The organism is Pseudomonas sp. 22515 (assembly GCF_052044625.1).
GTDB classification, from domain to species: Bacteria; Pseudomonadota; Gammaproteobacteria; order Pseudomonadales; family Pseudomonadaceae; genus Aquipseudomonas; species Aquipseudomonas alloputida.
Genome location: NZ_JBQENN010000013.1, coordinates 142,164 through 167,337 on the forward strand (window position 1 = coordinate 142,164; position 25,174 = coordinate 167,337).

At 62.4% G+C, this 25,174-nt stretch carries 22 protein-coding genes; 13 read left to right on the top strand and 9 right to left on the bottom strand.

All coding sequences use genetic code 11. The features are described 5' to 3' along the window. Positions 1–59: 59 nt before the first annotated feature. Complete coding sequence (locus tag ACTJJN_RS14380; RefSeq protein WP_042162639.1) at positions 60–806, bottom strand: MlaA family lipoprotein; 747 nt, start codon at positions 804–806, stop codon at positions 60–62. A gap of 73 nt (positions 807–879) precedes the next feature. Further along, positions 880–2,178 carry a serine protein kinase PrkA gene (locus ACTJJN_RS14385; RefSeq protein WP_012053408.1) on the bottom strand — a complete coding sequence of 433 codons (1,299 nt, stop codon included), beginning with the start codon at positions 2,176–2,178 and terminating at the stop codon, positions 880–882. Positions 2,179–2,368: 190 nt separating this feature from the next. Between ACTJJN_RS14385 and ACTJJN_RS14390 the strand changes: the two genes are divergently transcribed. Next, positions 2,369–2,734, top strand: coding sequence for a hypothetical protein (locus tag ACTJJN_RS14390; protein WP_012053407.1), 366 nt, complete (start codon positions 2,369–2,371; stop codon positions 2,732–2,734). A 75-nt stretch (positions 2,735–2,809) separates the two neighbouring features. On the opposite strand, the gene ACTJJN_RS14395 is transcribed toward ACTJJN_RS14390, so the two are convergent. Beyond that, complete coding sequence (locus ACTJJN_RS14395; protein WP_014754202.1) at positions 2,810–4,375, bottom strand: glycoside hydrolase family 17 protein; 1,566 nt, start codon at positions 4,373–4,375, stop codon at positions 2,810–2,812. Positions 4,376–4,572: 197 nt separating this feature from the next. On the opposite strand from ACTJJN_RS14395, the gene ACTJJN_RS14400 reads away from it, so the two are divergent. The 8 genes from ACTJJN_RS14400 (at position 4,573) to ACTJJN_RS14435 (ending at position 13,355) form a co-directional block, all read left to right on the top strand. Further along, positions 4,573–5,433 (top strand): glycine betaine ABC transporter substrate-binding protein, encoded by an 861-nt coding sequence (locus ACTJJN_RS14400; RefSeq protein WP_003252589.1) that lies wholly within the window; start codon positions 4,573–4,575, stop codon positions 5,431–5,433. Positions 5,434–5,637: 204 nt separating this feature from the next. Further along, positions 5,638–5,949: a DUF485 domain-containing protein gene (locus tag ACTJJN_RS14405; RefSeq protein ID WP_003252591.1), complete on the top strand. Its 312-nt coding sequence runs from the start codon at positions 5,638–5,640 to the stop codon at positions 5,947–5,949. After that, positions 5,946–7,610, top strand: a complete 1,665-nt coding sequence (locus ACTJJN_RS14410) for a cation acetate symporter (RefSeq protein ID WP_012053405.1) — start codon at positions 5,946–5,948, stop codon at positions 7,608–7,610. The genes ACTJJN_RS14405 and ACTJJN_RS14410 overlap by 4 nt, the downstream gene beginning before the upstream one ends. 153 nt (positions 7,611–7,763) lie before the next feature. Then, positions 7,764–8,249, top strand: a complete 486-nt coding sequence (locus ACTJJN_RS14415) for a hypothetical protein (RefSeq protein WP_440781350.1) — start codon at positions 7,764–7,766, stop codon at positions 8,247–8,249. 68 nt (positions 8,250–8,317) lie between these two features. Next, positions 8,318–8,809 carry a CS1 type fimbrial major subunit gene (locus tag ACTJJN_RS14420; protein WP_004575809.1) on the top strand — a complete coding sequence of 164 codons (492 nt, stop codon included), beginning with the start codon at positions 8,318–8,320 and terminating at the stop codon, positions 8,807–8,809. 74 nt (positions 8,810–8,883) lie between these two features. Next, positions 8,884–11,352, top strand: coding sequence for a CS1-pili formation C-terminal domain-containing protein (locus ACTJJN_RS14425; protein WP_012053404.1), 2,469 nt, complete (start codon positions 8,884–8,886; stop codon positions 11,350–11,352). Between the two features lie 54 nt (positions 11,353–11,406). Next, a complete protein-coding gene (locus ACTJJN_RS14430) occupies positions 11,407–12,180 on the top strand; it encodes a molecular chaperone (RefSeq protein WP_221100855.1) in 774 nt (257 codons plus the stop codon). An 11-nt stretch (positions 12,181–12,191) separates the two neighbouring features. Beyond that, positions 12,192–13,355 carry a hypothetical protein gene (locus ACTJJN_RS14435; RefSeq protein WP_440781351.1) on the top strand — a complete coding sequence of 388 codons (1,164 nt, stop codon included), beginning with the start codon at positions 12,192–12,194 and terminating at the stop codon, positions 13,353–13,355. A gap of 73 nt (positions 13,356–13,428) precedes the next feature. Here ACTJJN_RS14435 and ACTJJN_RS14440 read toward each other — a convergent pair whose 3' ends face one another. After that, entirely contained in the window at positions 13,429–13,581 is a 153-nt protein-coding gene (locus ACTJJN_RS14440) for a DUF3309 family protein (RefSeq protein WP_003252624.1), read from the bottom strand. Positions 13,582–13,787: 206 nt separating this feature from the next. On the opposite strand from ACTJJN_RS14440, the gene ACTJJN_RS14445 reads away from it, so the two are divergent. Further along, entirely contained in the window at positions 13,788–14,597 is an 810-nt protein-coding gene (locus ACTJJN_RS14445; RefSeq protein WP_004575805.1) for an SDR family oxidoreductase, read from the top strand. Between the two features lie 120 nt (positions 14,598–14,717). Continuing rightward, positions 14,718–14,897, top strand: coding sequence for a carbon storage regulator CsrA (gene csrA, locus ACTJJN_RS14450; protein WP_004575804.1), 180 nt, complete (start codon positions 14,718–14,720; stop codon positions 14,895–14,897). Between the two features lie 14 nt (positions 14,898–14,911). On the opposite strand, the gene ACTJJN_RS14455 is transcribed toward csrA, so the two are convergent. From ACTJJN_RS14455 to mnmC, 5 genes are all read right to left on the bottom strand, one after another. Next, positions 14,912–15,139 (bottom strand): YheU family protein, encoded by a 228-nt coding sequence (locus ACTJJN_RS14455; protein ID WP_004575803.1) that lies wholly within the window; start codon positions 15,137–15,139, stop codon positions 14,912–14,914. Between the two features lie 83 nt (positions 15,140–15,222). After that, entirely contained in the window at positions 15,223–16,407 is a 1,185-nt protein-coding gene (locus ACTJJN_RS14460) for an osmoprotectant NAGGN system M42 family peptidase (RefSeq protein ID WP_003252630.1), read from the bottom strand. A 174-nt stretch (positions 16,408–16,581) separates the two neighbouring features. Continuing rightward, entirely contained in the window at positions 16,582–18,327 is a 1,746-nt protein-coding gene (gene ngg / locus ACTJJN_RS14465) for an N-acetylglutaminylglutamine synthetase (RefSeq protein ID WP_440781352.1), read from the bottom strand. A 3-nt stretch (positions 18,328–18,330) separates the two neighbouring features. After that, positions 18,331–20,118, bottom strand: coding sequence for an N-acetylglutaminylglutamine amidotransferase (locus ACTJJN_RS14470; RefSeq protein ID WP_108078304.1), 1,788 nt, complete (start codon positions 20,116–20,118; stop codon positions 18,331–18,333). A gap of 130 nt (positions 20,119–20,248) precedes the next feature. Beyond that, positions 20,249–22,213 (bottom strand): bifunctional tRNA (5-methylaminomethyl-2-thiouridine)(34)-methyltransferase MnmD/FAD-dependent 5-carboxymethylaminomethyl-2-thiouridine(34) oxidoreductase MnmC, encoded by a 1,965-nt coding sequence (mnmC, locus tag ACTJJN_RS14475; protein ID WP_012053398.1) that lies wholly within the window; start codon positions 22,211–22,213, stop codon positions 20,249–20,251. A gap of 136 nt (positions 22,214–22,349) precedes the next feature. On the opposite strand from mnmC, the gene pap reads away from it, so the two are divergent. Both pap and ACTJJN_RS14485 read left to right on the top strand, forming a co-directional pair. Further along, positions 22,350–23,843, top strand: coding sequence for a polyphosphate:AMP phosphotransferase (pap, locus tag ACTJJN_RS14480; protein ID WP_014754195.1), 1,494 nt, complete (start codon positions 22,350–22,352; stop codon positions 23,841–23,843). Between the two features lie 191 nt (positions 23,844–24,034). Continuing rightward, positions 24,035–24,988 (top strand): DMT family transporter, encoded by a 954-nt coding sequence (locus ACTJJN_RS14485; protein WP_221100859.1) that lies wholly within the window; start codon positions 24,035–24,037, stop codon positions 24,986–24,988. The last annotated feature ends 186 nt before the right edge of the window (positions 24,989–25,174 follow it).

Here is a 25,174-nt window from a genome sequence, read left to right on the forward strand (position 1 = left end):
AGGGGTTGCGCCAATACCTGTGTAGGCGCGGGTTCACCCGCGAAAGGGCCGCAGCAGCCTTACTCGGCTATCTGCAACTTGCGCGCCTGGGTATACACATACCGCACCTTTTCATATTCGAACGGCGAATTCAGCTGGCCGTAACGGAAGTTGGTGGTGTAGCGCTTGTCCACCACACGCAGGGCGAAGATTTCCGGGTGATCGGTGCTGGCTTCGGCCACGTTCAGGTAGTTGACCGCCTGCTCTCCCGCATAGTCCACCACCAGCCCGGTGGTATCGCGCAGGTTCGATGGGCCTAGCACCGGCAGCATCAGGTACGGCCCATCCGGCACGCCATAGAAGCCCAGGGTCTGGCCAAAGTCCTCGCTCTGGCGCGGCAGGCCCATGCTGGTCGCCGGGTCCCACAGCCCACCCACGCCGATAATCGTGTTGAACATCAGTCGCGCAGTGATTTCTGCCGAGCGCTTGGCTTTGAGCTGCAACACGCTGTTGAACAGGTTCGGCACATCGCCAAGGTTGTTGAAGAAGTTGCTCACCCCCGTGCGCACGAACTTTGGGGTTACATACTGATAGCCATTCACCAGCGGCAGCAGCACCCATTGGTCCAATCGGTAGTTGAAGTGGTAGATGCGCCGGTTGATCGACTCCAGCGGGTCGTACACGTTGAGCGCCTGCAGGGTTGAGCGCTCGAACTCGCGCTGGTCCAGCCCCGGGTTGAATTTCAGCTCACGCAGCGGGTCGAGGAAGCCATCGGCTTCGGGCGCCAGTGGCGCCGTGCCGATCACCTGCGGGTCGGCCTCGACCACGCTGGCTCTGGGTGCGGTTTCGGCGGCCAGGGTGTGGCCAGCGGCAAGCAGGGCAGTGGCGAAGAGGAGTTTGTTAACCACGGAAGAACTCCAGCATGGCGTCACTGTTGACGCGGTAGTTGAGGTTGCCGCAATGGCCGCCATGGGGGTAGAGGGTCAGCCGTTCGCCGAACACCTTGCGCAGGAAGCCAATGTCGCCCGGGCCGAGAATGACGTCGTCGGCGTTGTGCATCACAGCGATCTTGTCACTGCTGCGCAGGTAGTCTTCCAGGGCATACAGGCTGACCTGGTTGACCAACTGCAGGATGCTGTTGCCGTCGGTGCGGGCGCGCCACATCGGAATCACCTGTTCGGTCATGTAGCAGTCGAAGTCGCACTGCAGGGCGCGCTTGAAGAACGGCGTGAGGCTACTGCCTTCGGTGATCGGGAACTTCGGCGGAATGATCAGGCCACGGCGGTTGATCAGGTCGGACGTGAAGGCGATGTCGGCTGCCGAGAAGCGGAACGAAGTGCCGATCAGCATGGCCATCTGCTCGTTGGACAGGTGCTGGCGCGACTGCTGGAAGTCGTACAGCAGGGCGTCGTTCAGGTCGATGTAGCCCTTGTCCTGGAAGTAGCGGGTGAGTTTTTCCAGCATCAGCTCGTAGAACGTGGTGCTGCGGTCGATGCCCTTGACCTGGGTTTGCACCAGCTTGTCGAGGTTGTTGATCGAGGTGTAGAGGTTGACCGGTGGGTTGAGCAGCAGCACACGCTTGAAGTTGAAGCTGCGGCGGGTTTCGTCCAGGTGGCTGACGAAGGCGGCGTCGAGCGCACCCAGGCTGTAACCGGTGAGGTAGAAATCACTGATCGGCAGGCGAGGATGCTGGGCGCGCACGGCCTGCATGACCCGGTACATGTCTTCGGCGTCTTCCTGGCTGATGCCGGGGGTAGCAAAGCGCGAGGCTGCACTCATGAAATCATAGCTGGTGGGCGATGACAGTTGCACCACGTGGAAGCCGGCCTGGTAGAACAGCTTTTTCAGGTATTCATTGATGCTGCTGCTGTAGGGCGCACCGGTGCCGGCGATGATGAAGATCAGCGGCGCTTCGCGATCCTGGCGGGCCAGGCGGTACTTGAGCTTCTTCACTGCCCAGAAGTTGTCGGGCAACGTGAACTCACGTTCCGGGCGCAAGTTCAGGCTGTAGTCGGACTGATTGATGTCATCGTCGCTGGGCAGCTCAGGGCGCTTGTCCGGCGGCGTGGTGGCGATGGTGGCCTCGAACGGGTTGGTAAGAGGGTAGCCATAGCTGGCAGCGTCGATATCCCGCGCTGAAGCGGCCACAGCCATGAGCAAGCTGCCGAGCAGGGCAGCGAGGCGCAAAGATCGAAGCATGTAATCCCCCAAAAGAACGCAAGGTCGAGCAGTGTGCAGGCTAGGACCACAGCCAGGCGGGCAAAGTTGCCCGCTGCGGTGGCCTTTGGCGTACTTGCTATCTGCAACATAGCTGCCGGGGTGTGATTTTGCCTTAGAAACGGGCATAAGCGATCATGGATGCTTTCGATTACCGCTATTGGAGAACAGGATGTCTCGTTCGCTGCCGACGGTGCTGCTGGTGCTGTTTCTCGGGCTTTGGCTCGCGGCCAGCTATGGTGTGCGTTACGGCCTGATGGAGGATGGCCAGTGGGTAGGGCTGTGCGCAGTGCCGACGGCGAACTGGCAGTGCGAGGTGCGTTCGCTGCTGGGGTTGGGCATTCACCATCAAGTCATGGCCTGGGGCGGATTGGGCCTGGCGCTACTGGCCCAGTTCGTTTCCGCGCGTGCCGGCTGGTGGCTGGCAGTGTTGGCACTGGTGTTCGCGGTGCCAGCGCTGGTGCTGTACACCGCCAGCATTGCGGTGTTTGCGCTGGTACTGGCGGGGTTGCGCCTGGTCAGGCAACCCCCATTGTAAGCAGCTGCGCGTACCTTGTAGGAGCAACTGTCTTGCTCACACAAGGTACGCGCCGGGCTCGAGGGATATGCAGTATCAAGCCTGTCGCATCCGCAAGCTTCGCCACAACGCCGCCGTCATCAGCACACTCACCACCGCCCAGCCCCAGGCTTGCTGGTTCTCCAGACCTTCCACGAACAACTGCGGCGCCACCCCGGCGCCGACGATGAACGCCAGCAACGCTACCTCCGCCCGCCGCGCCCGCACCGGCCACAGCACATACACCAGCGCCGGCAACGCCAGCGCCGCGCTGGGGAAGCTGCGGTATCGCGGGTCGAACACCATTGCCAGCATGCTTACCGCCGCAGCAAAGCCCGCCGCCAGCAACAGCCAGCCGGCTCGCACCTGCAGCCAGGCGAACAAGCGCTCACGCCAGCCGGCCCGCCGCGCCAGCGCCAACAGCGCGTGGGCCAGTACCAGCAGGTTCAGCCCGGCCAGCATCAGTGCCCACAACCATTCCCCGGCAAAGCGCGCATGGGTACGCATCAACTCGCCCCACAGGCCCAGGCAAGCGGCGCCAAACGCTGCCAGCAGTGGCAGCAGCAAGGCGGCCATCGGGGTAGCGGGGCGCCCGGCCAGCACCAGCATGATCACCATCAGCACGGTGCTGGCCAGCAACCACTGCGGCCAGTCATGCAGGTTGCTCACGGGCCCTTCGAGCACGCCCTTGTCCTGCCGGTCCGCGTCGTATAGCCCCCAGTAACCACCCACTGCGCCCTCATTGGCGCGTTTCCAGGGCTGATCGAAGGCTTCGATCAGGTTGTAGTGCCAGCCATTGCGCTCGGCCATGGCCACGAAGCCACGGATGAAGCGCGCCTCATTGACCCGGCTGGGCACCGCCGTTTCGCGTTGGCGGCCTTCGCTGGGCCAGCCGGTTTCGCCAATCAGTATGTCCTTGGGCGCGAAGCGTGTGCCGAACACCCGGCGCACATCGGCAACGTGGGCCAAGGCATCGTCGATGCCACGCGGGTCGTCCTCCCAGTAGGGCAGCAGATGGATGGTCAGGAAATCCACGGCCGGGGCCACCTGCGGGTGCTGCAGCCAGAACTCCCAGACATCGGCGTAGGTTACGGGCACCTTGACCTGGCGCTTCACCCGCGCGATCAATTTGGCCAGGTGGGCACCGGTCACCTCCTTGCGCAACAGTGTCTCATTGCCGACGATCACCGCGCTGACCACGTCCGGGTTGGCGTTGGCAGCAGCGATCAGCAAGCTGATTTCCTTCTCGGTGTCGGCCGGGTGAGCGTTCACCCAGGCGCCCAGCATTACCTTCAGCCCATGCTTGCGCGCCAGCGCGGGGATTGCCTCAAGACCGCTCATGGAGTAGGTACGGATGCACTGGAACCGCTCGGCCAGTAACGCCAGGTCGGCGTCCATCCGCGCTGGGCGCAGGCGAAACGGCTGGTCGTAAGGCGACTGGTCTTTGTCGAACGGCGTGTACGAAGCGCATTGCAGCTTGTGCGCAGGGCTGGCCGCATCGGGCAGGTGCACAGGCTTGCCCAGCCCGTACCAGAGCCCCCCCAGCCCGAGCAGGGCCAGCAGGCAGGCAAGCAGGTACAACGGCAATGACAAGCGGCTACAACTGGGCATGTGGCGGTCCATCGTCTGGCACAAAAGGTTAGATAGTAGCCCGGCGCCAAACCTTTGGCATGCAAGGATCGCGCAGGCCGAGGTAGGCCGATGGCGCTAATGGCATAGTGCTGTCGCATATGGGGCGGGTGCAGGTCGCAGCTGGATCAGGTCGACTTGTGTTGCAGGAAGATGATGCAATCTCCAAGACCTGACGAGGGGATGCTTTGATGGCAACTTTGAAGAAAATGCGACGTTTCCTGGGCGTGGGCACCGCCCTGGTAATGGCCATGAGCGCTGCACAGGCTATGGCCAAAGAAGTAAGCATTGGTTACGTGGATGGTTGGGCCGACAGCGTGGCGACCACCAACGTGGCCGCCGAAGTAATCAAGCAAAAACTCGGCTATGACGTGAAGTTGCAGGCCGTGGCCACGGGGATCATGTGGCAGGGTGTGGCAACTGGCAAGCTCGATGCCATGTTGTCGGCCTGGTTGCCGGTGACCCATGGTGAGTACTGGGCCAAGAACAAGGACAACGTGGTCGACTACGGCCCGAACTTCAAGGATGCCAAGATCGGCCTGATCGTCCCCGAGTACGTCAAGGCAGTGAGCATTGCCGACCTCAAGACCGATAACAGCTTCAAGGACAGGATTGTCGGCATCGACGCAGGCTCCGGTGTGATGCTCAAGACCGACCAGGCGATCAAGGACTATGGCCTGACCAGTTACAAGTTGCAGGCCAGCTCGGGTGCGGCGATGACGGCGGAACTGGGCCGTGCCTATGCCAAGCAGCAGTCGATTGCGGTGACCGGTTGGGTTCCGCACTGGATGTTCGCCAAGTGGAAGCTGAAGTTCCTCGAAGACCCGAAAGGCGTATACGGCGCGGCAGAAACCGTGAACAGCATCGGCAGCAAGGAACTGGCCACCAAGGCACCGGAAGTGGCGGAGTTCCTGAAGAAGTTCAACTGGCAGTCCAAGGACGAGATTGGCGAGGTGATGCTGGCGATTCAGGAAGGGGCCAAGCCTGAAGCGGCCGCCAAGGACTGGGTTGCCAAGCACCCTGATCGTGTGAAGGAGTGGACTGGCAAGTAATCACCTTCCAGGGCCCATAGGGTTTCTTCGCGGGTTTGCCCGCTCCTACAGGAGCGGGTAAACCCGCGAACGGCTCATCACTTTGTTACGCAATCGGTAAAACACCGTTGCATCTAAGACTAAGGTCGTCTGGTTGGCGTCCATCGGCAGCATAAAGTAAGGGTGTGGGTTCCATCCCGTATCTGTGCTGCTAGGACAAAAACAATGAACGACAGCATTTACCTCTCGATACAAAACAGCCCCCGTTTCAAGGAGCTGGTTACCAAACGCGAACGGTTCGCCTGGATTCTCTCGGCGATCATGCTCGGCCTGTACTGCGCCTTCATCCTCCTGATCGCCTACGGTCCTCATTTGCTGGGCGCCAAGCTCAGCCCTGAGTCATCGATTACCTGGGGCATTCCCCTGGGCGTCGGCCTGATCGTTTCGGCATTCGTCCTGACCGCCATCTACGTGCGCCGCGCCAACGGCGAATTCGATGAGCTGAACAAGGAAATCCTGAAGGAGGCGCAACAATGATTCGCCAAACCAAAGCCCTGGCCGTATTGGCCTGCGGAGCCTTCGCACCCGCCGTGTGGGCCGCCGATGCCCTGACCGGCGAGGTGCAGAAACAACCGCTGAACGTTTCCGCCATCGCCATGTTCGTGGCCTTCGTCGCCTTCACCCTCGGCATCACCTACTGGGCCTCCAAACGCAACAAGTCGGCATCGGACTACTACGCTGCCGGCGGCAAGATCACCGGCTTCCAGAACGGCCTGGCGATTGCTGGCGACTACATGTCGGCCGCCTCGTTCCTGGGTATTTCCGCGCTGGTGTTCACCTCGGGTTATGACGGCCTGATCTACTCGATCGGCTTCCTGGTTGGCTGGCCGATCATTCTTTTCCTGATCGCCGAACGCCTGCGCAACCTGGGCAAGTACACTTTTGCCGACGTGGCCTCGTACCGCCTCGGGCAAAAGGAAATTCGCACCCTGTCGGCCTCCGGTTCGCTGGTGGTGGTGGCGTTCTACCTGATCGCGCAGATGGTCGGCGCCGGCAAGCTGATCGAGCTGCTGTTCGGTCTGGACTACCATGTGGCGGTGATCCTGGTGGGTATCCTGATGTGCCTGTACGTGCTGTTCGGCGGCATGCTGGCCACCACCTGGGTACAGATCATCAAGGCTGTACTGCTGCTGTCCGGTGCCAGTTTCATGGCGCTGATGGTCATGAAGCACGTGGGCTTTGACTTCAACACGCTGTTCTCCGAAGCCATCAAGGTACACGCCAAGGGCGAGGCGATCATGAGCCCTGGCGGCCTGGTCAAGGACCCGATCTCGGCATTCTCCCTGGGCCTGGCACTGATGTTCGGTACTGCCGGCCTGCCGCACATCCTGATGCGCTTCTTCACCGTCAGTGACGCCAAGGAAGCGCGCAAGAGCGTGCTGTATGCCACCGGCTTCATCGGCTACTTCTACATCCTCACCTTCATCATTGGCTTTGGCGCAATCCTGCTGGTTAGCACCAACCCGGAATTCAAGGACGCCGCAGGCGCTCTGCTGGGTGGCAACAACATGGCTGCGGTGCACCTGGCCAATGCGGTGGGTGGCAGTGTGTTCCTCGGCTTCATCTCGGCGGTGGCCTTTGCCACCATCCTGGCGGTGGTGGCTGGCCTGACCCTGGCCGGTGCCTCGGCGGTGTCCCACGACCTGTACGCCAGCGTCTGGCGCAAGGGCAAAGCCAACGACAAGGACGAGATCCGCGTATCGAAGATCACCACTGTTGCCCTGGGTGTGCTGGCGATCGGCCTGGGGATTCTGTTCGAGAAGCAGAACATCGCCTTCATGGTCGGCCTGGCGTTCTCCATTGCGGCCAGCTGCAACTTCCCGGTACTGCTGCTTTCGATGTACTGGAAGAAGCTGACCACCCGCGGCGCCATGATCGGCGGCTGGCTGGGCCTGGTGAGTGCGGTGACGCTGATGATCCTTGGCCCGACCATCTGGGTACAGATTCTCGGCCACGAGAAGGCCATCTACCCGTACGAGTACCCGGCGCTGTTCTCGATGGCCATTGCCTTCGTCAGCATCTGGTTCTTCTCGGTCACCGACAAGTCCAAGGCGGCTGAGGATGAGCGCGCGCTGTTCTTCCCGCAGTTCGTGCGTTCGCAGACTGGCCTGGGTGCCAGCGGGGCGGTCTCGCACTAACGTCAATCCCCTGCACTGAAAAACGCCCCGCCTGTCGGGGCGTTTTTATTTTATGCCGTCAGAAACAACCTACATACAGAGTGAGGCTCTGCCCATAAAGTTTCCTCATGTCGTAAGGGCTCTATAGATGCCGGCACATTTGGGGAATGTTCAATGAATTTACGCTGTTTGATCACCTTCGCTCTCCTTGGCGTGGCGGGCGCTGCCGGGGCGAAGGAAATACCGCAGGATATCAGTGTCCAGGCTGTCGTGTCGGTACCAGAGTTTCAGGTGAGCTCGGTTGACAGTTGGTGGGAGGGCGTACTTCAGGCTGAATATGACCCGGACCGGGGCGTCTTCAAGCAAATTGAAAAAGAGGTGTTTGTAAAAAGTACCTACGGCCCAATTTACGCGAAAACAGACCGTTCGGATTATCGGTTCACCCGGGTAGGCGGTGCAGAAGCGCCCCGTCGATACCACATCATGTTGAATCGCAAAAAAATGGGCACAGCACCGGTTGAAATCGTCAGTGCTGCTGAAGCCGCTCAGGGAAAAAACATTCAATTCAGGTTCTATCCGATGGCGGAAGCGTCGTCGACTCGCATGCCCGGCACCTACGTCACGCAAGCCACCTTGATGTTTGAAACAGGGGCGCCCTGAACCGCAATTTCATTCGGGTGCCCCCGGGTGCCCGCTATTTTATGTGCAACCGTTAAAGGAAGTTTGATGTGAAACCCTATGTATTGGCTGTCCCGTTCCTTGCATTGTTTGCCGGTGCCGCTGTCGCGTCCGCCCCTGAGCCGATCAGCCAGAATATTTCAGTGACGGCGATCATTCCCGGGAATGATTTTTCAGTGGCCCCCGTAGGGGACTGGCTGGAGAAAGGCGTGACCCTTGAATATGAACCGGAGCGCGAAGACTTCAAGGCGGTCAATGAAAAGTTCACGGCACAGAGTGATGTCGGCGCTATTCAGGCCCACCTGCTGAACACAGCGGCGCTGCAAGACCCACAAACCGACCAGAGGATTGATCTTGTCATCTCTGTTGGGGGTAAAAAGTTGGCGTTGACGCCCACGGAGGTCATGAGCGCGGAAGATGCTAAAGTCGGCAACGATCTTCCCATTACGTTTAACGCCATAAAGCCTGAGAAAGGTTATGTAAAGGGTGAGTATGCCGGGACAGTGAGCGTGTTGTTTGAGACTTCCTCCACCAGCCTTTGATTGAAGCAGTGCCGCCTGCCTCAGCTTACTGGATATTTACCAGTGTAGGGGCAGGTGTTGAAGTGGATTGAATCATGTTCCAGTTTGCTGCACCCGGCCGTGCACTCGCTGTCTGGCTGCTGGGTGCTGCCTGCCTTTTGCCCCTCGAAGTGTTGGCCGAGCGCGCGTCCAGTGCCATTGACCTGAATACATTCGGGCGTTTGCCTGAAGACTTCGAGGCGCACTTTTTCGATGTGCCACTTGCCGTGCGAGTGGAACTGGATCAGCGCTACCTCGGCGATGCCATGGTGGTGCTGAGCCGTGATAACCGTGTGCAGTTGCTGGCGTTTACCGACACTGAGCAGAGCGCAGAGCCAGCCACACTCAGGCAGTTATGGCAACAGCGCCTGGAGGGCGGGCGCATGCTGGGCGACTGCCTGCAAAACTGCCCGGACGGGTTGCAGGCTATCCATTACAGCCTAGCCAATTCCCAGTTGTCACTGCTTACATCCAATGCCGAGAAGCGGGAGCAGGACGCGCTCTTCCACCACCTTCCGGAGCAGAGCGACGCGGGGTTGCTGCTGCGTAACCAGCTCAACCTGGTCAATGATGGCAATCAGACCACGGGCAGAATCGGCCTGCTCGGTCAGGGCAACCTGCATAACTGGACGACGCTTGCCGATGCACGCGTGGAACGCACCCCAGCTGAGCAAGGCGATATGCGTTACCGCATGAACCAGCTTTACGCGCAGAGCCTGCATGAAGCGCATTTCTTTCGGCTGGGTTACTTCTCCACTGACTCACAAGGCCTGGTGCGCCAGCCTGCGCTACTCGGGCGCCGCCCTGATAGCACGCTTGGCTTGATGCTGGGCAGCAGTGACAGCCTGCTGGTCGACAATGGCCAGGCCAGCGCTGTCCCCGTCTATGTCACGCCGAACCGCCCCGGTATCGTGGAGATCTACCGCAATGGCTCGCTGATCAACAGTCAGCCGGTACAGCCGGGTTTGCAGGCGATCGACACGCGGGTATTGCCCGGCGGCATCTACGATGTGGAACTGCGTTTGCTCGAAGACGGCCTGGAGACCTCGCGCAGCGAAGTGTCCATCTACAAGCCCAGCCGGTGGCAGAACATGGATAACCGCTGGCGCTACAACCTGTACCTGGGCCAGCAGGTCGAGCTGCTGAGCAACTCGGATGGCAATCGTGAACAGAGCCCGGTGTTCGGTGCCCTTTCCAACTACCTGATGCATCCTTCTGCGGTGCTGGGGTTGTCAGTGCAACAGGTCGATGCTGACCTGCAGTTGGGTACCTCGCTGGACTGGGACGTGCATGAACGGTTCAAGCTTTACGCCAGCCTCAATCAGACCCAGGGCCTGGGCAACGGCGGCGATCTGCAGTTGACCTATACCCACCCTTGGGGCTCGTTGTTGCTGAGCCACAACCAGACCTGGCTGGAGCCTGGCAGTAACGGTCGCGACGATACTTCACAGCGTCAAGTGCGCAGCCGCACCGCCTTTTCGATCAACCAGCGGGTAACCTCGCGCAGTTCAGCGACGCTGCGCCTGGAACACAGTGCGGGCTCGGCAAGCGGCCTGGGTGCCGACCTGAGCTGGGCGTTCTACGGGAAACTGCGGGGGCATCAGAGCAGTGTTCGCCTGTCACTTTTCGACAGGCCTGGAACGCGCAGCAGCGCCGGTGTCCGCAGCCGCGGCGTCAACGTTGCTGTAAGCATGAAGCTTGAGCGCGATGGCAGGCAGCTTGGCGTCGATGTGGGTAGCCGCGCCTCGCGTGAGGGGGGTAATGACCCCTACGCTTCGCTGTGGTATCGGCAGAACGTCGACCTGGGCCCCGTGCACAGCCTGGGGGGCAGCGCGACGCTCGACGGCTATGGCACCAGCCTGGCGGCCAATGGGCGGTTCCATAGCCAGGCGCTGCAGGGCGATGCCTATGCCCAGAGTTCCTCTTTCAACAATAACCTCAGCGGTGGCCTCAACCTGGAAAGCACCCTGGCGCTGGGCGCCGGGAAGCTGGCCATGGGGGGCAGCAACCTGCCGCTCGAAGCCGGCTTGATCATCGATGTCGAAAGCGATCTGCACGGTGTGAAGCTGCGCGCCAACGATGGCCAGGGCATGAGTGCAGTGCTGCACCCCGGGCGCAATATCGTGCCGGTGACGGCGTTCAAATCTGGCCATGTGCGTTTCGACTTCGACACGAAGGACGTGCCGCCAGCACAGATCCAACCCCTCGCTGTGGACTATCACCTCAACCGCGGTGGGGTGGGGTACCACGCAGTGAAAGTCATGCGAACGGTGACTGTGTTTGGCCGGCTGCTCGACGGGCAAGGCCAGCCACTGCACGGCGCGCATGTGGTCAATGACGCCGGGCGCACGGTTGTCGAGGCGGATGGCTATTTCAACGTGGAAATGAGTGAGTCACGGCCCACCCTGGAAATTCGCCATGGCACGGCAGGCAACTGCCTTCTGACATTAACGCCGGACAACTTTGATCGCGAGGATGACCTGCTGATCGTGGGTGATCAGCGGTGTGTGCCCAGTGTGGGCTGAGCCGGCTTTCGGCATGACGCTGTAGAGGGCCCGATTCCCGGGTCGATGGATTGGATGTTGAGTAAACAGAGGTTGAAGATGCACAGGTTCACATTTCACTTGTCACCCTTGTTGTTCGTTGCGCTGATGTTGCCGTGGTTTGCCCAGGCCGGGCCACAGTTGGATGTTGGCACGCTCTACGACTACCTCGAGCCTGGCAAGGGCACCTATGCCAAACGCGTCTACAACCGGGGGGACAGTACCGCCTTCGTCAAAGTCAGCGTGGTGGAGTTGGTCTACGACGGCCAGGCAGAACCCCGTGAGGTGGACATCGATGAGCTGCCCTTCGACCAGCGCAGCGTTGTTGCCAGCCCGGCGCGGATGATCATCCCGGCACGCGGCATGCAGGCCGTGCGGTTGCTGTATCGCGGTGAACGGAACCAGGAGCGTTACTACCGGCTGCGCTTCGTCCCGGTGGTGCCGGAACAGGATGACAGCTTCGCACTGGATAAAACGGAGCTTGACGCTTACCGCAAAGAACTCAGTGCCGGTGTGCAGTTTCTGGCCGGCTACGGCACCATTTTGATTACCAAGCCTGCTGCCACGCGGTACCAGACCTCGATCGAGCGCGTCGGTGGGAAATGGACCGTGCGCAACGAGGGCAATGCAACGGTGCTGCTCGACAACGTCGAGGCCTGTGTGTTGGTCCAGGACGAGTGTGATCCTCCGGCCAAGTACCATCTTCGCCCCGGGCGTACGCGCGAATTCGTCGAGAAGCCCGGGCTTGAATATCGCTTCGAACTGGTGGAAGGCGATGCGCGCAAAGCCATGAACTTCAAGGCAGAGTGAGAGGTAGAGGCATGTTTCGCAAGTGTGCAATGCTGGTACTGCTGTCGGGCGTGTTGGGTTCGTCGTGGGCGCAAGCGGCCGACATTACGCTCAAGCTGCGTTACCGCGGCGAGACCCGGCAATTTGAAAACCTGACACCCCGGTCGTCACCTGTCTGTACTCAGTTGCCGCAGCTTTGTGGCGATCCGTTGCAGGATTTGCTGGATGTGGGGGTCGAATACTCGAAAACAGTCGATGGCGAAGGCACCGATGGCTTCTACCTCTCGGCCCCTGTCCAGCCAACTGCGCTACTGATGGTCCGTGACAAGACCGGCGAGCAAGTCAGCATGGACTTTGCCATTACCCACCTGGGCGGCGCGGTAGCTTCGGACGATGGGGCACCGACGCTTGCGGCGCGCACGGGCCTGGACTCGAGTGGTTGCCAGGTTGCGTTGGCGAGCGCGGCGCATCGCCTGTTTCTGTGGTCGCCAGCCAGCAACGGGTGCTGGGCCAACGTCAATGCGGCGAATGCGACCACTTACCATGTGAGTCACCTTACGCTGGGCTACAAGCTGAAGACGCCTGTGCCGGCGAGCTTGAAGTCGGGCGTGTACCGAGGGCGCGTGGTCTATTCGATAGGCCCCGACAGGGATATAGGCCTGGGCTCGAGCCGAACAGTCGCTGGGCTCACGGCCGATTCAGTGGCGATCAACGTCGAACTGGAGGTGGTGCATGACCTTGAGGTGCGTTTTGAGCCGGGTTCCGAGCAGGTGGTCCTGGTGCCGCAGCAGGCGCACGGGCATGGGAGCCGAGGGCGGGGTGTGGCAGAGAAACTGGAAAAAGACGTGGGCTTCAGCCTGACTGCCAGTGGGCCATTCAACGTCTGGGCGCTGTGCAGCACCGGGCTGGATAGCACGTGCAATCTACGGTCGGCCAAGGGCCATGGCATACCGCTGTACCTGGCCATGACCTTGCCAGGGGTTTCCTACAATGGCCGTTCGCTCTATCGGCAGGCCATGTCCTTTGGCGGAGCTGAGAACGCCATGAGCCTGGAAGTCCCGCCAGAGGGTGTGACCGGCAGCGAAGGGCAGTTGCATTTCCATGTATACCCTCGCGGCCACACCCAGAAACAGGACATGTTGCCTGGTATCGAGTATCAGGCCGTCGTGACAATGGTGTTTGATGCGAACCTGTAGAATGGCAACCGGGTGGTGTGACCCGCTTGCCATTCACCTCACGTGACTGTTTGAAGTGGCTATCCGCAGCGCGTCATATCATCCCAAGCAACAGTAATACCAACAGAATCACCAACACCACGCCGATTATGCCGGAAGGGCCATAGCCCCAGCTGCGCGAGTGGGGGAAGACCGGTAAGCCACCGATCAGCAGCAGAATCAGGATGATGATAAGGATCGTGGTCATGTCAAAGTCCTTGCGTGATTAGGGGGCAAGAGCCTGAGAATGCTGGCCTCTCGATAATTCGGACCGGTGCGGGTTGGTAAAGATTCCATCCCCGTGCAGCCGTCTACCCAATCATGCCCGCCCATTCACTGCCCTGATGAATCCTCCCGGACGGCGACGCCTTGATTACACTCGTCGGACTACCTGACAGAACAAGGCCTGCGACCATGCAAAAACGCATCATGATCACCGGCGCCGGGTCCGGCCTCGGTCGCGAGATCGCCCTGCGCTGGGCGCGTGAGGGCTGGCGCCTGGCATTGGCCGATGTCAACGAAACCGGCCTGCGCGAAACGCTGGAGCAGGCTCGCCAGGCCGGTGGCGACGGCTTCGTCCAGCGCTGCGACGTGCGCGACTACAGCCAGCTGACGGCCCTTGCCCAGGCCTGCGAAGAGAAGTTCGGTGGCGTCGATGTGATCGTCAACAACGCAGGCGTCGCTTCGGGCGGCTTCTTTGCCGAACTGTCACTGGAAGACTGGGACTGGCAGATCGCGGTCAACCTGATGGGCGTGGTCAAGGGCTGCAAGGCCTTCCTGCCGCTGCTGGAGCGCAGCAAGGGGCGCATTATCAACGTCGCCTCGATGGCCGCACTGATGCAGGGCCCGGGCATGAGCAACTACAACGTGGCCAAGGCAGGTGTGCTGGCTTTGTCTGAAAGCCTGCTGGTGGAGTTGCGTCAGGTAGAGGTGGCAGTGCACGTGGTGTGCCCGTCGTTCTTCCAGACCAACCTGCTGGACTCGTTCCGCGGCCCGAACCCGGCGATGAAGGCGCAGGTGGGCAAGCTGCTCGAAGGCTCGCCGATCAGTGCGGCGGACATTGCCGACTATATCCATCAGCAGGTCGCTGCAGGCGAGTTCCTCATCCTGCCACATGAGGCAGGGCGCCAGGCCTGGCAACTGAAACGCCAGGCCCCTGAGCGGCTGTATGACGAGATGGCCGAAATGGCGGTGAAAATGCGGGCAAAAGCCCCGTCGCGATGATTGGTCTGTAGGAGAAGTTACTCAAAAGTGTAAGAGGCTTCTGAATCGTAGTGGCGCTATTGAGTAGCTGAATACCTACGAGGCAGGCTCCGGTTTTCCCTTTCGCAGGAGGATCGGAACATGCTGGTAATAGGGCGCGAAGTAGGGGAGGTCATCGTGATTGGCGATGACATCCGGATCATGGTGGTAGAGACCCGGGACGGCGTGGTGCGCTTTGGTGTGGCTGCTCCGCGTGAGGTGCCGGTGCATCGAGCCGAAGTTTACAAGCGCATCAAGGCGTCCAAGCAGAGCAAGGCCTGAAGACGCCTGACCTGCTATTCGAGCAGCTCGCGGGGCACATCATGCTTGGCCAGCAACTGGCATTGCTGGCTTTCCAGGTCGAACAGGATGAAAGCCTGGCCTTTGGCCAATGCCTGGCGTACCCGCAGCACGCGGGTTTCCAGCGGGGTGTCGTCGCCGTTGTCAGTGCCGTCGCGGGTGACGAAGTCCTCGATCAGGCGGGTCAGGGTTTCGGCTTGCAATTGGTCGTAGGGGATCAGCATGGTCGGGCGGTGTCTGAAATAGGTATGGGCATGCTACGCGAAACATTCGAGGTGTTGGGGCCGCTTTGCAGCCCCAAGGGCGTTTAGCCTTTGTTTCCGACCAGGCTGTCCACGGCCGGTACCCGCGTGTCGCTCTCCATCTGCGCATCATGCTCCAACTGGTGGCTGAAGCGCTCGAGTGACGCATTGGCGGGCTGCGAGTCACTGGCAAAGACGGGCGGGCTCAGCAGGTAGGCTGACAACAACCGGCTCAGCGCTGCCAGGCTGTCGATATGGGTGCGCTCGTAACCATGGGTGGCATCGCAACCGAACGCCACCAGCGCGGTACGAATATCGTGCCCGGCAGTCACCGCCGAATGGGCATCGCTGAAGTAGTAGCGGAACAGGTCGCGCCGTACCGGCAAGTCATGGTCGCCGGCCAGTTTCAGCAGGTGCCGGGACAGGTGGTAGTCGTAAGGCCCCGACGAGTCCTGCATGGCCACGCTCACCGCATGCTCGCTGGACGCCTGGCCGGGCGCCACCGGGGCAATGTCGATGCCGACGAACTCGCTGACATCCCAAGGCAGGGCGCCGGCTGCGCCCGAGCCGGTTTCCTCGGTGATGGTGAACAGCGGGTGGCAGTCGATCAGCGGCTGGCGACCGCTTTCCACCACGGCCTTCAATGCCGCCAGCAATGCGGCTACGCCAGCCTTGTCGTCCAGGTGACGGGCGCTGATGTGGCCGCTTTCGGTGAACTCGGGCAATGGGTCGAAGGCCACGAAGTCACCAATGCTGATACCCAGTGCCTCACAGTCGGCGCGGGTGGCGCAGTAGGCATCCAGACGCACTTCCACATGCTCCCAGCTCACCGGCATCTGATCGATGGCGGTATTGAAGGCATGCCCGCTGGCCATCAGCGGCAGCACGCTGCCACGGAATACCCCGGTATCGGTGAACACGCTAACCCGGCTGCCTTCGGCAAAACGGCTGGACCAGCAGCCGACGGGCGCCAAGGCCAGGCGGCCATTGTCCTGCAATTGGCGCACGCTGGCGCCGATGGTATCCAGGTGGGCAGAGACGGCGCGGTCGGGCGAGGTCTGCCGGCCCTTCAGCGTGGCGCGGATGGTGCCGCGGCGGGTCAGCTCGAAGGGGATGCCCAGTTCGTCAAGGCGCTCGGCCACGTAGCGCACGATGGTGTCGGTGAAGCCGGTGGGGCTGGGGATGGCGAGCATTTCCAGCAGCACGCGTTTGAGGTAGTCGAGATCGGGTTCGGGGAGTCGTTCGGACATGTCCAGGCCTCCGGTCGGGTTAAAATTTCGCAGTTCTTGTGGGAGCGGCCTTGTGTCGCGAAAGGGCCGCAAAGCGGCCCCGGNCGGCAATGTCGGCAGCGAAGCTGAGATCCTAGGGGCGCTTCGCACCCCATTCGCGACACAAGGCCGCTCCCACAAAAAGCCGAGCAGTTGTCAGGCCAACGGCCGGCTATGGGGAAACAGCAGGTCGATAAAGCGCTCGGCCGTGGGCTGCGGTTCATGGTTGGCCAGGCCAGCACGTTCGTTGGCCTCGATGATCACGTACTCCGGCTGCCCGGCATCGCGCACCATGAAGTCCAGCCCAACCACCGGAATTTCCAGTGCCCGTGCCGCCCGCACGGCAGCATCGGCCAGCACCGGGTGCAGGCGTTCGGTGACGTCTTCCAGGGTGCCGCCGGTGTGCAGGTTGGCCGTGCGCCGCACGGCCAGGCGCTGGCCGGCCGGCAACACGTCGTCATAGCCAACGCCCGCTGCGCGCAAGGTGCGCTCGGTTTCGTCGTCCAGCGGAATGCGGCTTTCGCCACCGGTGGCGGCCTGGCGGCGACGGCTCTGGGCTTCGATCAACTGGCGCACACTGTGCTTACCGTCGCCCAGCACCTGCGCTGGGTGGCGGATGGCCGCGGCCACCACCTCGTAGCCGATCACCACGATGCGCAGGTCGAACCCGGCATGGAAGCTTTCCAGCAGCACGCGGCTGTCGAACTGGCGGGCATGCGCCACGGCACGGGTGATGTCGTCGATGCAGGTCAGGTTCACCGCCACGCCCTGGCCTTGCTCGCCATCGACCGGCTTGACCACCACCGCGCCATGCTCTTCCAGAAACGCCAGGTTGTCATCGGCATTGCCCGCCAGCTGTTGCGCGGGCACCTGCAGCCCGGCGTTGTGCAGGGCGTGCTGGGTCAGGCGTTTGTCCTGGCACAGGGTCATGGTCACGGCACTGGTCAGGTCGCTGAGCGATTCCCGGCAGCGAATGCGCCGCCCGCCCAGGCTCAGGGTGAACAGGCCGCCAGCGGCGTCATCGACCTGTACTTCGATGCCCCGGCGTAGCGCCTCGTCGACGATGATGCGAGCGTAGGGGTTGAGGTCGGCTTGCGGGCCAGGCCCGAGGAACAGTTGCTCGTTGATACCGTTCTTGCGCTTGACTGCGAAGGTGGGCAGGTTGCGAAAACCCAGTTTCTGGTAAAGGCGCTTGGCCTGGCGGTTGTCGTGCAGCACTGACAGGTCCAGGTAGGCCAGGCCACGGCTCATGAAGTGTTCGATCAGGTGGCGCACCAGCACTTCACCCACGCCGGGGCGGGTGCAGTGTGGGTCCACCGCCAGGCACCACAGGCTGCTGCCATGCTCGGGGTCATCGAAGGCCTTGGTGTGGTTCAGGCCCATGACGCTGCCGATAATCGCGCCGCTGTCTTCGTCCTCTGCCAGCCAGTACACCGGGCCACCCAAGTGCCGGGGGGTAAGCAGCGCGGCGTCGACGGGGAGCATCCCGCGCGCCTGGTACAGCGTGTTGATCGCCTGCCAGTCGGCGGGGTTCTGTGCCCGGCGCACGCGGAAGCCGCGAAATACCCGCTGCGCCGGGCGGTAGTCGGTGAACCACAGGCGCAGGGTGTCGGACGGGTCGAGGAACAGCTGCTGGGGGGCCTGGGCCAGCACCTGCTGCGGTGCGGCCACGTACAGGGCGATGTCGCGTTCGCCCGGGTGCTCGTCGAGCAGATCCTCGGCCAGGGAAGCCGGGTCGGGGTAGGTGTGGCCTATCAACAGCCGGCCCCAGCCGCAGTGCACGGCACGCGGCTGGTCGTGGGGCTGGCTGCCGTCGCCGGCCAGGCGCGCCTGCAGGCGCTCGTAGGACGGCGCCTGGCCGCGCAGCAGGCGCTGACCATAAGCGATTTCATGGGCTTTCATCGGTCAGATTCCTTGTTCGCTCAGCCACAGGTTCAGCGCCGCCAGTTGCCACAGCTTGGAGCCGCGCAATGGCGTCAGCTGGCCGTGTGGGTTGCTCAGCAGGCGGTCGAGCATGGCCGGGTTGAACAACCCTCGGTCCTGGCTGGGGTCGGTCAACAGTTCGCGTACCCAGCCCAAGGTGGCACCTTCCAGATGCTTCAGGCCCGGTACCGGGAAGTAACCCTTCTTGCGGTCGATCACCTCATGCGGGATCACCCGTCGCGCTGCCTGCTTGAGCACCTGCTTGCCGCCGTCGGGCAGCTTGAAGCGTGCGGGAATGCGTGCCGACAGTTCCACCAGGCGGTAATCGAGGAACGGCGTCCGTGCCTCCAGGCCCCAGGCCATGGTCATGTTGTCCACCCGCTTGACCGGGTCGTCGACCAGCATCACGGTGCTGTCCAGGCGCAGGGCCTTGTCCACGGCAGCCGGTGCGCCGGGGCGCGCGAAGTGTTCGCGCACGAAGTCGCCGGCAGCGTCGGTTTCCAGCAGCCAGGGGGCCTGCACGGTGTCGCGGTATTCGGCGTGGCTGCGGTCGAAGAAGGCGTCACGGTAGGCCGCATAGGCATCGTCGGCGCCGTCCACCTGCGGGTACCAGTGGTAACCGGCGAACAGCTCATCGGCACCCTGGCCGCTCTGTACGCCTTTGCAGTGTTTGGCCACTTCCCGCGACAGCAGGTAGAAGGCGATGCAGTCGTGGCTGACCATCGGCTCGCTCATGGCGCGGAAGGCGGCCGGCAGTTGGTCGATGATTTCGTGTTCGGCAATGCGCAACTGGTGGTGACGGGTGCCGTAGTGTTTGGCGATCAGGTCCGAATACTGGAACTCGTCGCCGCGCTCGCCGCCGGCATCTTCAAAGCCGATGGAGAAGGTCGACAGGTCGTCAACGCCCACTTCGCGCAGCAAGCCGACCAGCAGGCTGGAATCGACGCCGCCGGACAGCAACACACCCACATCGACGGCTGCCCGCTGGCGGATGGCTACGGCGTCGCGGGTGGCGTCGAGTACGCGGGTGGTCCAGCCTTCCAGATCAAGTTCACGCTCGTCCGGGTTGGGGCCGTACTTCAGCTGCCACCAGGTCTGGCGTTCCACTTCGCCATGGCGGTCGATGCGCATCCAGGTGCCGGGCTCCAGCTTCTGCACATTGGCCAGCAGGGTGCGCGGTGCCGGTACCACGGCGTGGAAGTTCAGGTAGTGGTTGAGGGCCACGGGGTCGAGCATCGGGTCGATGTCGCCGCCCTTGAGCAGTGCCGGCAGGGTCGAGGCAAAGCGCAGGCGCTCGCCGTTGCGCGACAGGTACAGGGGTTTGACGCCCAGGCGGTCGCGGGCCAGGAACAGGCGCTGGTTGTCGCGCTCCCAGATGGCCAGGGCAAACATGCCGTTGAGCTTGGGCAGCAGCGCCGCGCCCCAGGCATGGTAGCCCTTGAGCAGCACCTCGGTGTCGCCGTCGGACCAGAAGCTGTAGCCCAGCGCCTGCAATTCCTCGCGCAGTTCGGGGAAGTTGTAGATGGCACCGTTGAAGGCCAGCGACAGGCCCAGCGTATTGTCGACCATCGGCTGCGCCGAGCCGTCGGACAGGTCCATGATCTTCAGGCGCCGGTGGCCCAGGGCGATCGGGCCTTGGCTATGGAAGCCCCAGGCATCCGGGCCACGCGGGGCCAGGTGATGGGTAATGCGCTCTACCGCAGCCAGGTCGGCTGGGCGAGGGGCTTGGTCGATGGGGGTGAAACGTAACTCTCCTGCTAATCCGCACATAAGTCCTTACCGGTTTTTCCGTTGGGGAGGTGATGCCCCGGATTAGGGCACCTTAAGGAACTGACCTATGTGCTTTTCGAGAGTTTTAGAATGTTTGGTTATATGTGGCCGGGCAGGCAACCCGATGCAATCATTTCCCCCGGATCAACCGGCGCAATCCAAACCGGTTCGGATGACACGCCTGCGCCACTGCCCGCGGCAATGGCAGCGGTTCGCCACATACCCAGGCCGCCACCAGCTCGCCACTCAACGGCGCCGTGATCAGCCCGCGTGAGCCATGCCCGCTGTTCACATACAACCCGCCCAGCCAAGGGCAGGGCACATCCGGTACTTGCCGCGCATCCCGGCCCAGTACTGCATAGGCTTCGGCAAACGCCTGCGCGTCGGCGATGGGCCCGACGATCGGCAGGTAATCCGGGCTGGTGCAACGGAACGCAGCACGTCCCTGCAATTGCTCGGGGTCCAGTTCAGCCACAGCCAGCCGTTGCGCCAGATCGACGGAAATTTCGTCCAGCAGCGCCAGGTTGCCCTGGTGCTCGGCCACCGTCGGTGCAAGGTCTTCGCTATGGAAGTCAAAACTGGCGCCCAGTGTATGTTCACCCTCGCGCGGCGGTGCCACATAGCCTTCCGCGCACACCACGGTGCGCAGTGCCTGGCTGCTGGCGGTGGCCGGCAAGCGGGTGATCTGCCCACGGATGCGCTTGAGTGGTAACTGCGCGCAAGGTTCGAAGCGCAGCACATCCGCCGCACCGGCCAGGACCACCACTGGAGCGCGGGCTAACAGCTGGTCGCCAGCCCAGGCTTGCCAATGCTCATCCACTTTGCGCAGTTCGAGCACGTCCTGGTGGGTCACCACGCGAATACCAGGGTGCTGCAACTGCTGTTGGCACAGCGCTGGCGGGTGCACCCAGCCACCTTCGGGGTAGAACAACCCGCCGCCAGGCAACGCCACGCCGGCGATGGCTTCGGCCTCGGCGCGCGCCAGGCAGTGCAGCAAGCCGGGGTCGAAGGCGGCAGCCAGCTTGCCCTGGCGTTCGGCCTCCTTGCTGTCGAAGGCCAGTTGCAGCACCCCGCAGGCATCCCAGTCACGGCCACGCTGCAAGCGCTGCAGCTGACGCCGGGTGTAGCCGAACCCGGACAGGATCATCTGCGACAGCGCGGTGCCATGGGCAGACAGCTTGAGGTACAGCACCCCTTGCGGGTTGCCTGAAGCTTCCTGGGCCGGGGCTTCGTGGCGCTCCAGCACGGTTACCTGCCAGCCGCGCCGGGCCAGGCTGGCGGCGCTGCTGCTGCCGGCAAGTCCGGCACCGATCACCAGCGCCTCGCGCGGCCCCTGTGTCACCGCGGGGCGCGCGTACCAAGGCGCGCATGGGCCGGGCAGGGGGCCGACGTAGGCGCCGCTCATCACCTCCCACTTCTTGCCGATGCCTGGCACCTTCTTCATGGCGAAGCCGGCTTCGACCAGGCTGCGACGTACCCAGCCGGTGGTGGTGAAGGTACCCAGCACCGTGCCCGGATGCGATAGCCGGGCCAGTTGCGCAAACAGCTCCGGGGTCCACATGTCGGGGTTCTTGGCGGGGGCGAAGCCGTCGAGGAACCACACATCGATCTGCGCATCAAGTTGCGGCAGCTGTTCCAGCACATCGCCTATCAACAGGGTCAGGGTGACCCTGCCACCGGCGAAGGTGAACTGCTGAAAGCCCGGGTGCACCGCCACGTATTGCTCCAGCAGCGGCTCGGTATAGGCGGCCAGTTCAGGCCACAGGCGCACTGCGCGGGCCATGTCGGCGTGGTCGAGGGGGTACTTCTCGACGCTGACGAAGTGCAGGCGCGCGTCGCTGTGTGCGTGCTGGTCGAACAGCTGCCAGGCGCAGAAAAAATTCATGCCTGTGCCAAAACCGGTTTCGCCGATCACCGTGCAGGCATGCGGCGCCAGGTGGGCAAAACGTTCGGCCAGGCGGGTCTGGCCGAGGAACACGTGCTTGGTTTCTTCGATGCCTTCGTTGACTGCGAAATAGACGTCGTCATAGTGCCGCGAATGGGGGCGGCCCTGGTCGTCCCAGTCGATCTGGGCGTGCTGGAGGAGGGTGGGCATGGTGGGCTCGGTTGCAGCGGATGGCGGGATTTTATGCCATCCGGCTGAGCTGTGGGAGCGCGTTCACTGGTGAAGAGGCCCGCACAGCCCGAAATGAAATCCGCTAGTCTTGTTTATCCATTGAAGGAGCCAGTGCATGTTCGAATCTGCCGAAATCGGCCACAGCATCGACAAGGAGGCTTACGACGCCGAGGTACCCGCTTTACGCGAGGCCCTGCTCGAAGCCCAGTACGAACTCAAGCAGCAGGCGCGGTTTCCGGTGATCGTGCTGATCAACGGCATTGAAGGCGCCGGCAAGGGTGAGACGGTAAAACTGCTCAACGAGTGGATGGACCCGCGCATGATCGATGTGCTCACCTTCGACCAGCAGACCGACGAAGAGCTGGCCCGCCCACCCGCCTGGCGCTATTGGCGGGCCTTGCCACCCAAGGGGCGGATGGGTGTGTTCTTTGGCAACTGGTACAGCCAGATGCTGCAGGGACGGGTGCACGGGGTGTTCAAGGATGCCGTGCTCGATCAGGCCATTACCGGTGCCGAGCGCCTGGAGGAGATGCTGTGCGATGAAGGTGCGCTGATCATCAAGTTCTGGTTCCACCTGTCCAAGAAGCAGATGAAGGCACGGCTGAAATCGCTCAAGGACGACCCGCTGCACAGCTGGAAGATCAGCCCGCTGGATTGGCAGCAGTCGCAAACCTACGACCGCTTCGTGCGCTTTGGTGAGCGCGTGCTGCGTCGCACCAGCCGCGACTACGCGCCATGGCACATCATCGAAGGGGTAGACCCGAATTACCGCAGCCTGGCGGTGGGGCGCATTCTGCTGGAAAGCCTGCAAGCCGCGCTGGCCAATAATCCCAAGGGCAAGCACCAGGGCAACGTGGCCCCGCTGGGCCACAGCATCGACGACCGCAGCCTGCTGGGCGCCCTGGACATGACCTTGCGCCTGGACAAGGCCGACTATCAGGAACAGTTGATCACCGAACAGGCCCGTCTGGCCGGCCTGCTGCGTGACAAGCGCATGCGCCGGCACGCTCTGGTGGCGGTGTTCGAAGGTAACGACGCCGCCGGCAAGGGGGGCGCCATCCGCCGCGTGGCGGCAGCGCTGGACCCGCGGCAGTACCGTATCGTGCCGATTGCCGCGCCGACCGAAGAAGAGCGCGCCCAGCCGTACCTGTGGCGGTTCTGGCGGCACATCCCGGCACGGGGCAAGTTCACCATCTTCGACCGTTCCTGGTATGGCCGGGTGCTGGTGGAGCGGGTGGAAGGCTTCTGCAGCCCCGCTGACTGGATGCGTGCCTACAGCGAGATCAACGACTTTGAAGAGCAGTTGGTGGATGCCGGCGTGGTGGTGGTCAAGTTCTGGCTGGCGATCGACCAGCAGACCCAACTGGAGCGCTTCGAAGAGCGTGAGCAAATTCCGTTCAAACGCTACAAGATCACCGAGGATGACTGGCGCAACCGCGACAAGTGGGACGAATACTCCCAGGCGGTGGGCGACATGGTCGACCGCACCAGCAGCGAGATTGCCCCTTGGACGCTGGTAGAGGCCAATGACAAGCGCTGGGCGCGGGTGAAGGTGGTGCGCACCATCAACCAGGCGCTTGAGGCGGCGTTTGCCAAGCACAAGAAATAGCCGATGGTGATGTTGCCTGTTCTGGCCCTTTCGCGGGTAAACCCGCTNAGGGCCAGAACAGGCAACACCTCCCCCCAGCCATGCCCCAAAAGAATGACCTGATGAATTCTTTTCTCGGCACTCTCCACCGTCCCCGTCCTCCAACCCCGTAGAATTCAACAACCCCCACCACGGGCTTGATCGAGGATTTTATGCACACCACTTCTGGCCGCTGGGGCTATGGGCTGTTCCTGGCACTTCTGACGGCGCTGCTCTGGGGCATCTTGCCGATCAAGCTCAAGCAGGTATTGCAAGTGGTCGACCCGATCACTGTCACCTGGTACCGCCTGCTGGTCTCCGGCAGCCTGCTGTTCGCCTGGCTGGCGGCTCAGGGGCGTTTGCCGTCCATGCGTAAACTGGCGCCCAAGGGCAAGGGCCTGGTGCTGGTGGCCGTGCTCGGCCTGATGGGCAACTACGTGCTCTACCTGATCGGTCTCAAACTGCTTAGCCCAGGCACCGCACAACTGGTGGTACAGATCGGCCCGGTGCTGTTGCTGGTGGCCAGCGTGTTCGTGTTCCGCGAGCGCTTCAGTGTGGGGCAGGGCGTGGGCCTGTTGGTGCTGCTGGCAGGGTTTGGCCTGTTCTTCAACCAGCGCCTGGAAGAGCTGCTGACTTCGCTGGGTACCTACACCACCGGCGTGTTGACCATTTTGCTGGCGACCAGCATCTGGGTGTTCTACGCCCTGAGCCAGAAGCAATTGCTGACCGTGTGGCACTCGCAGCAGGTGATGATGGTGATCTACCTCAGCTGCGCTGCGTTGCTGACACCTTGGGTGCACCCGCTGGAGGCCTTGCAACTGACCCCGGTGCAAGGCTGGCTGCTGCTGGCCTGTTGCCTGAATACCCTGGTGGCATACGGCGCGTTTGCCGAAGCACTGGCGCACTGGGAGGCCTCACGTGTAAGTGCCACGCTGGCGCTGACCCCGCTGGTGACCTTCGTTGCGGTGGCGCTGGCGGCGTTGGTTTGGCCTGAGTATGTGCATGCCGAGGACATCAATGCCCTGGGCTATGTGGGGGCGGTCACGGTGGTGTTCGGTTCGGCGCTGGTGGCGCTTGGGCCGTCGCTGGTGGCGGGTTGGCGGGCCCGCCGGGCGCGGTTGGCCTAGTGTGGTGTTTCACAAATAACGACCATAACGCGCGGCGCTTTTTGCGCTCATGCGGCGTTGTCGCTCCTCGCCGTAGCTGGGCTACGACTCGTCGCGACGCCTTGCTTGAGCGCAAAAATCGCTCGCGAGTTATTGGCCGTATTTGCAAAACACCACACTAGAACAGGCGGCTGTCCGGCGTGAAAT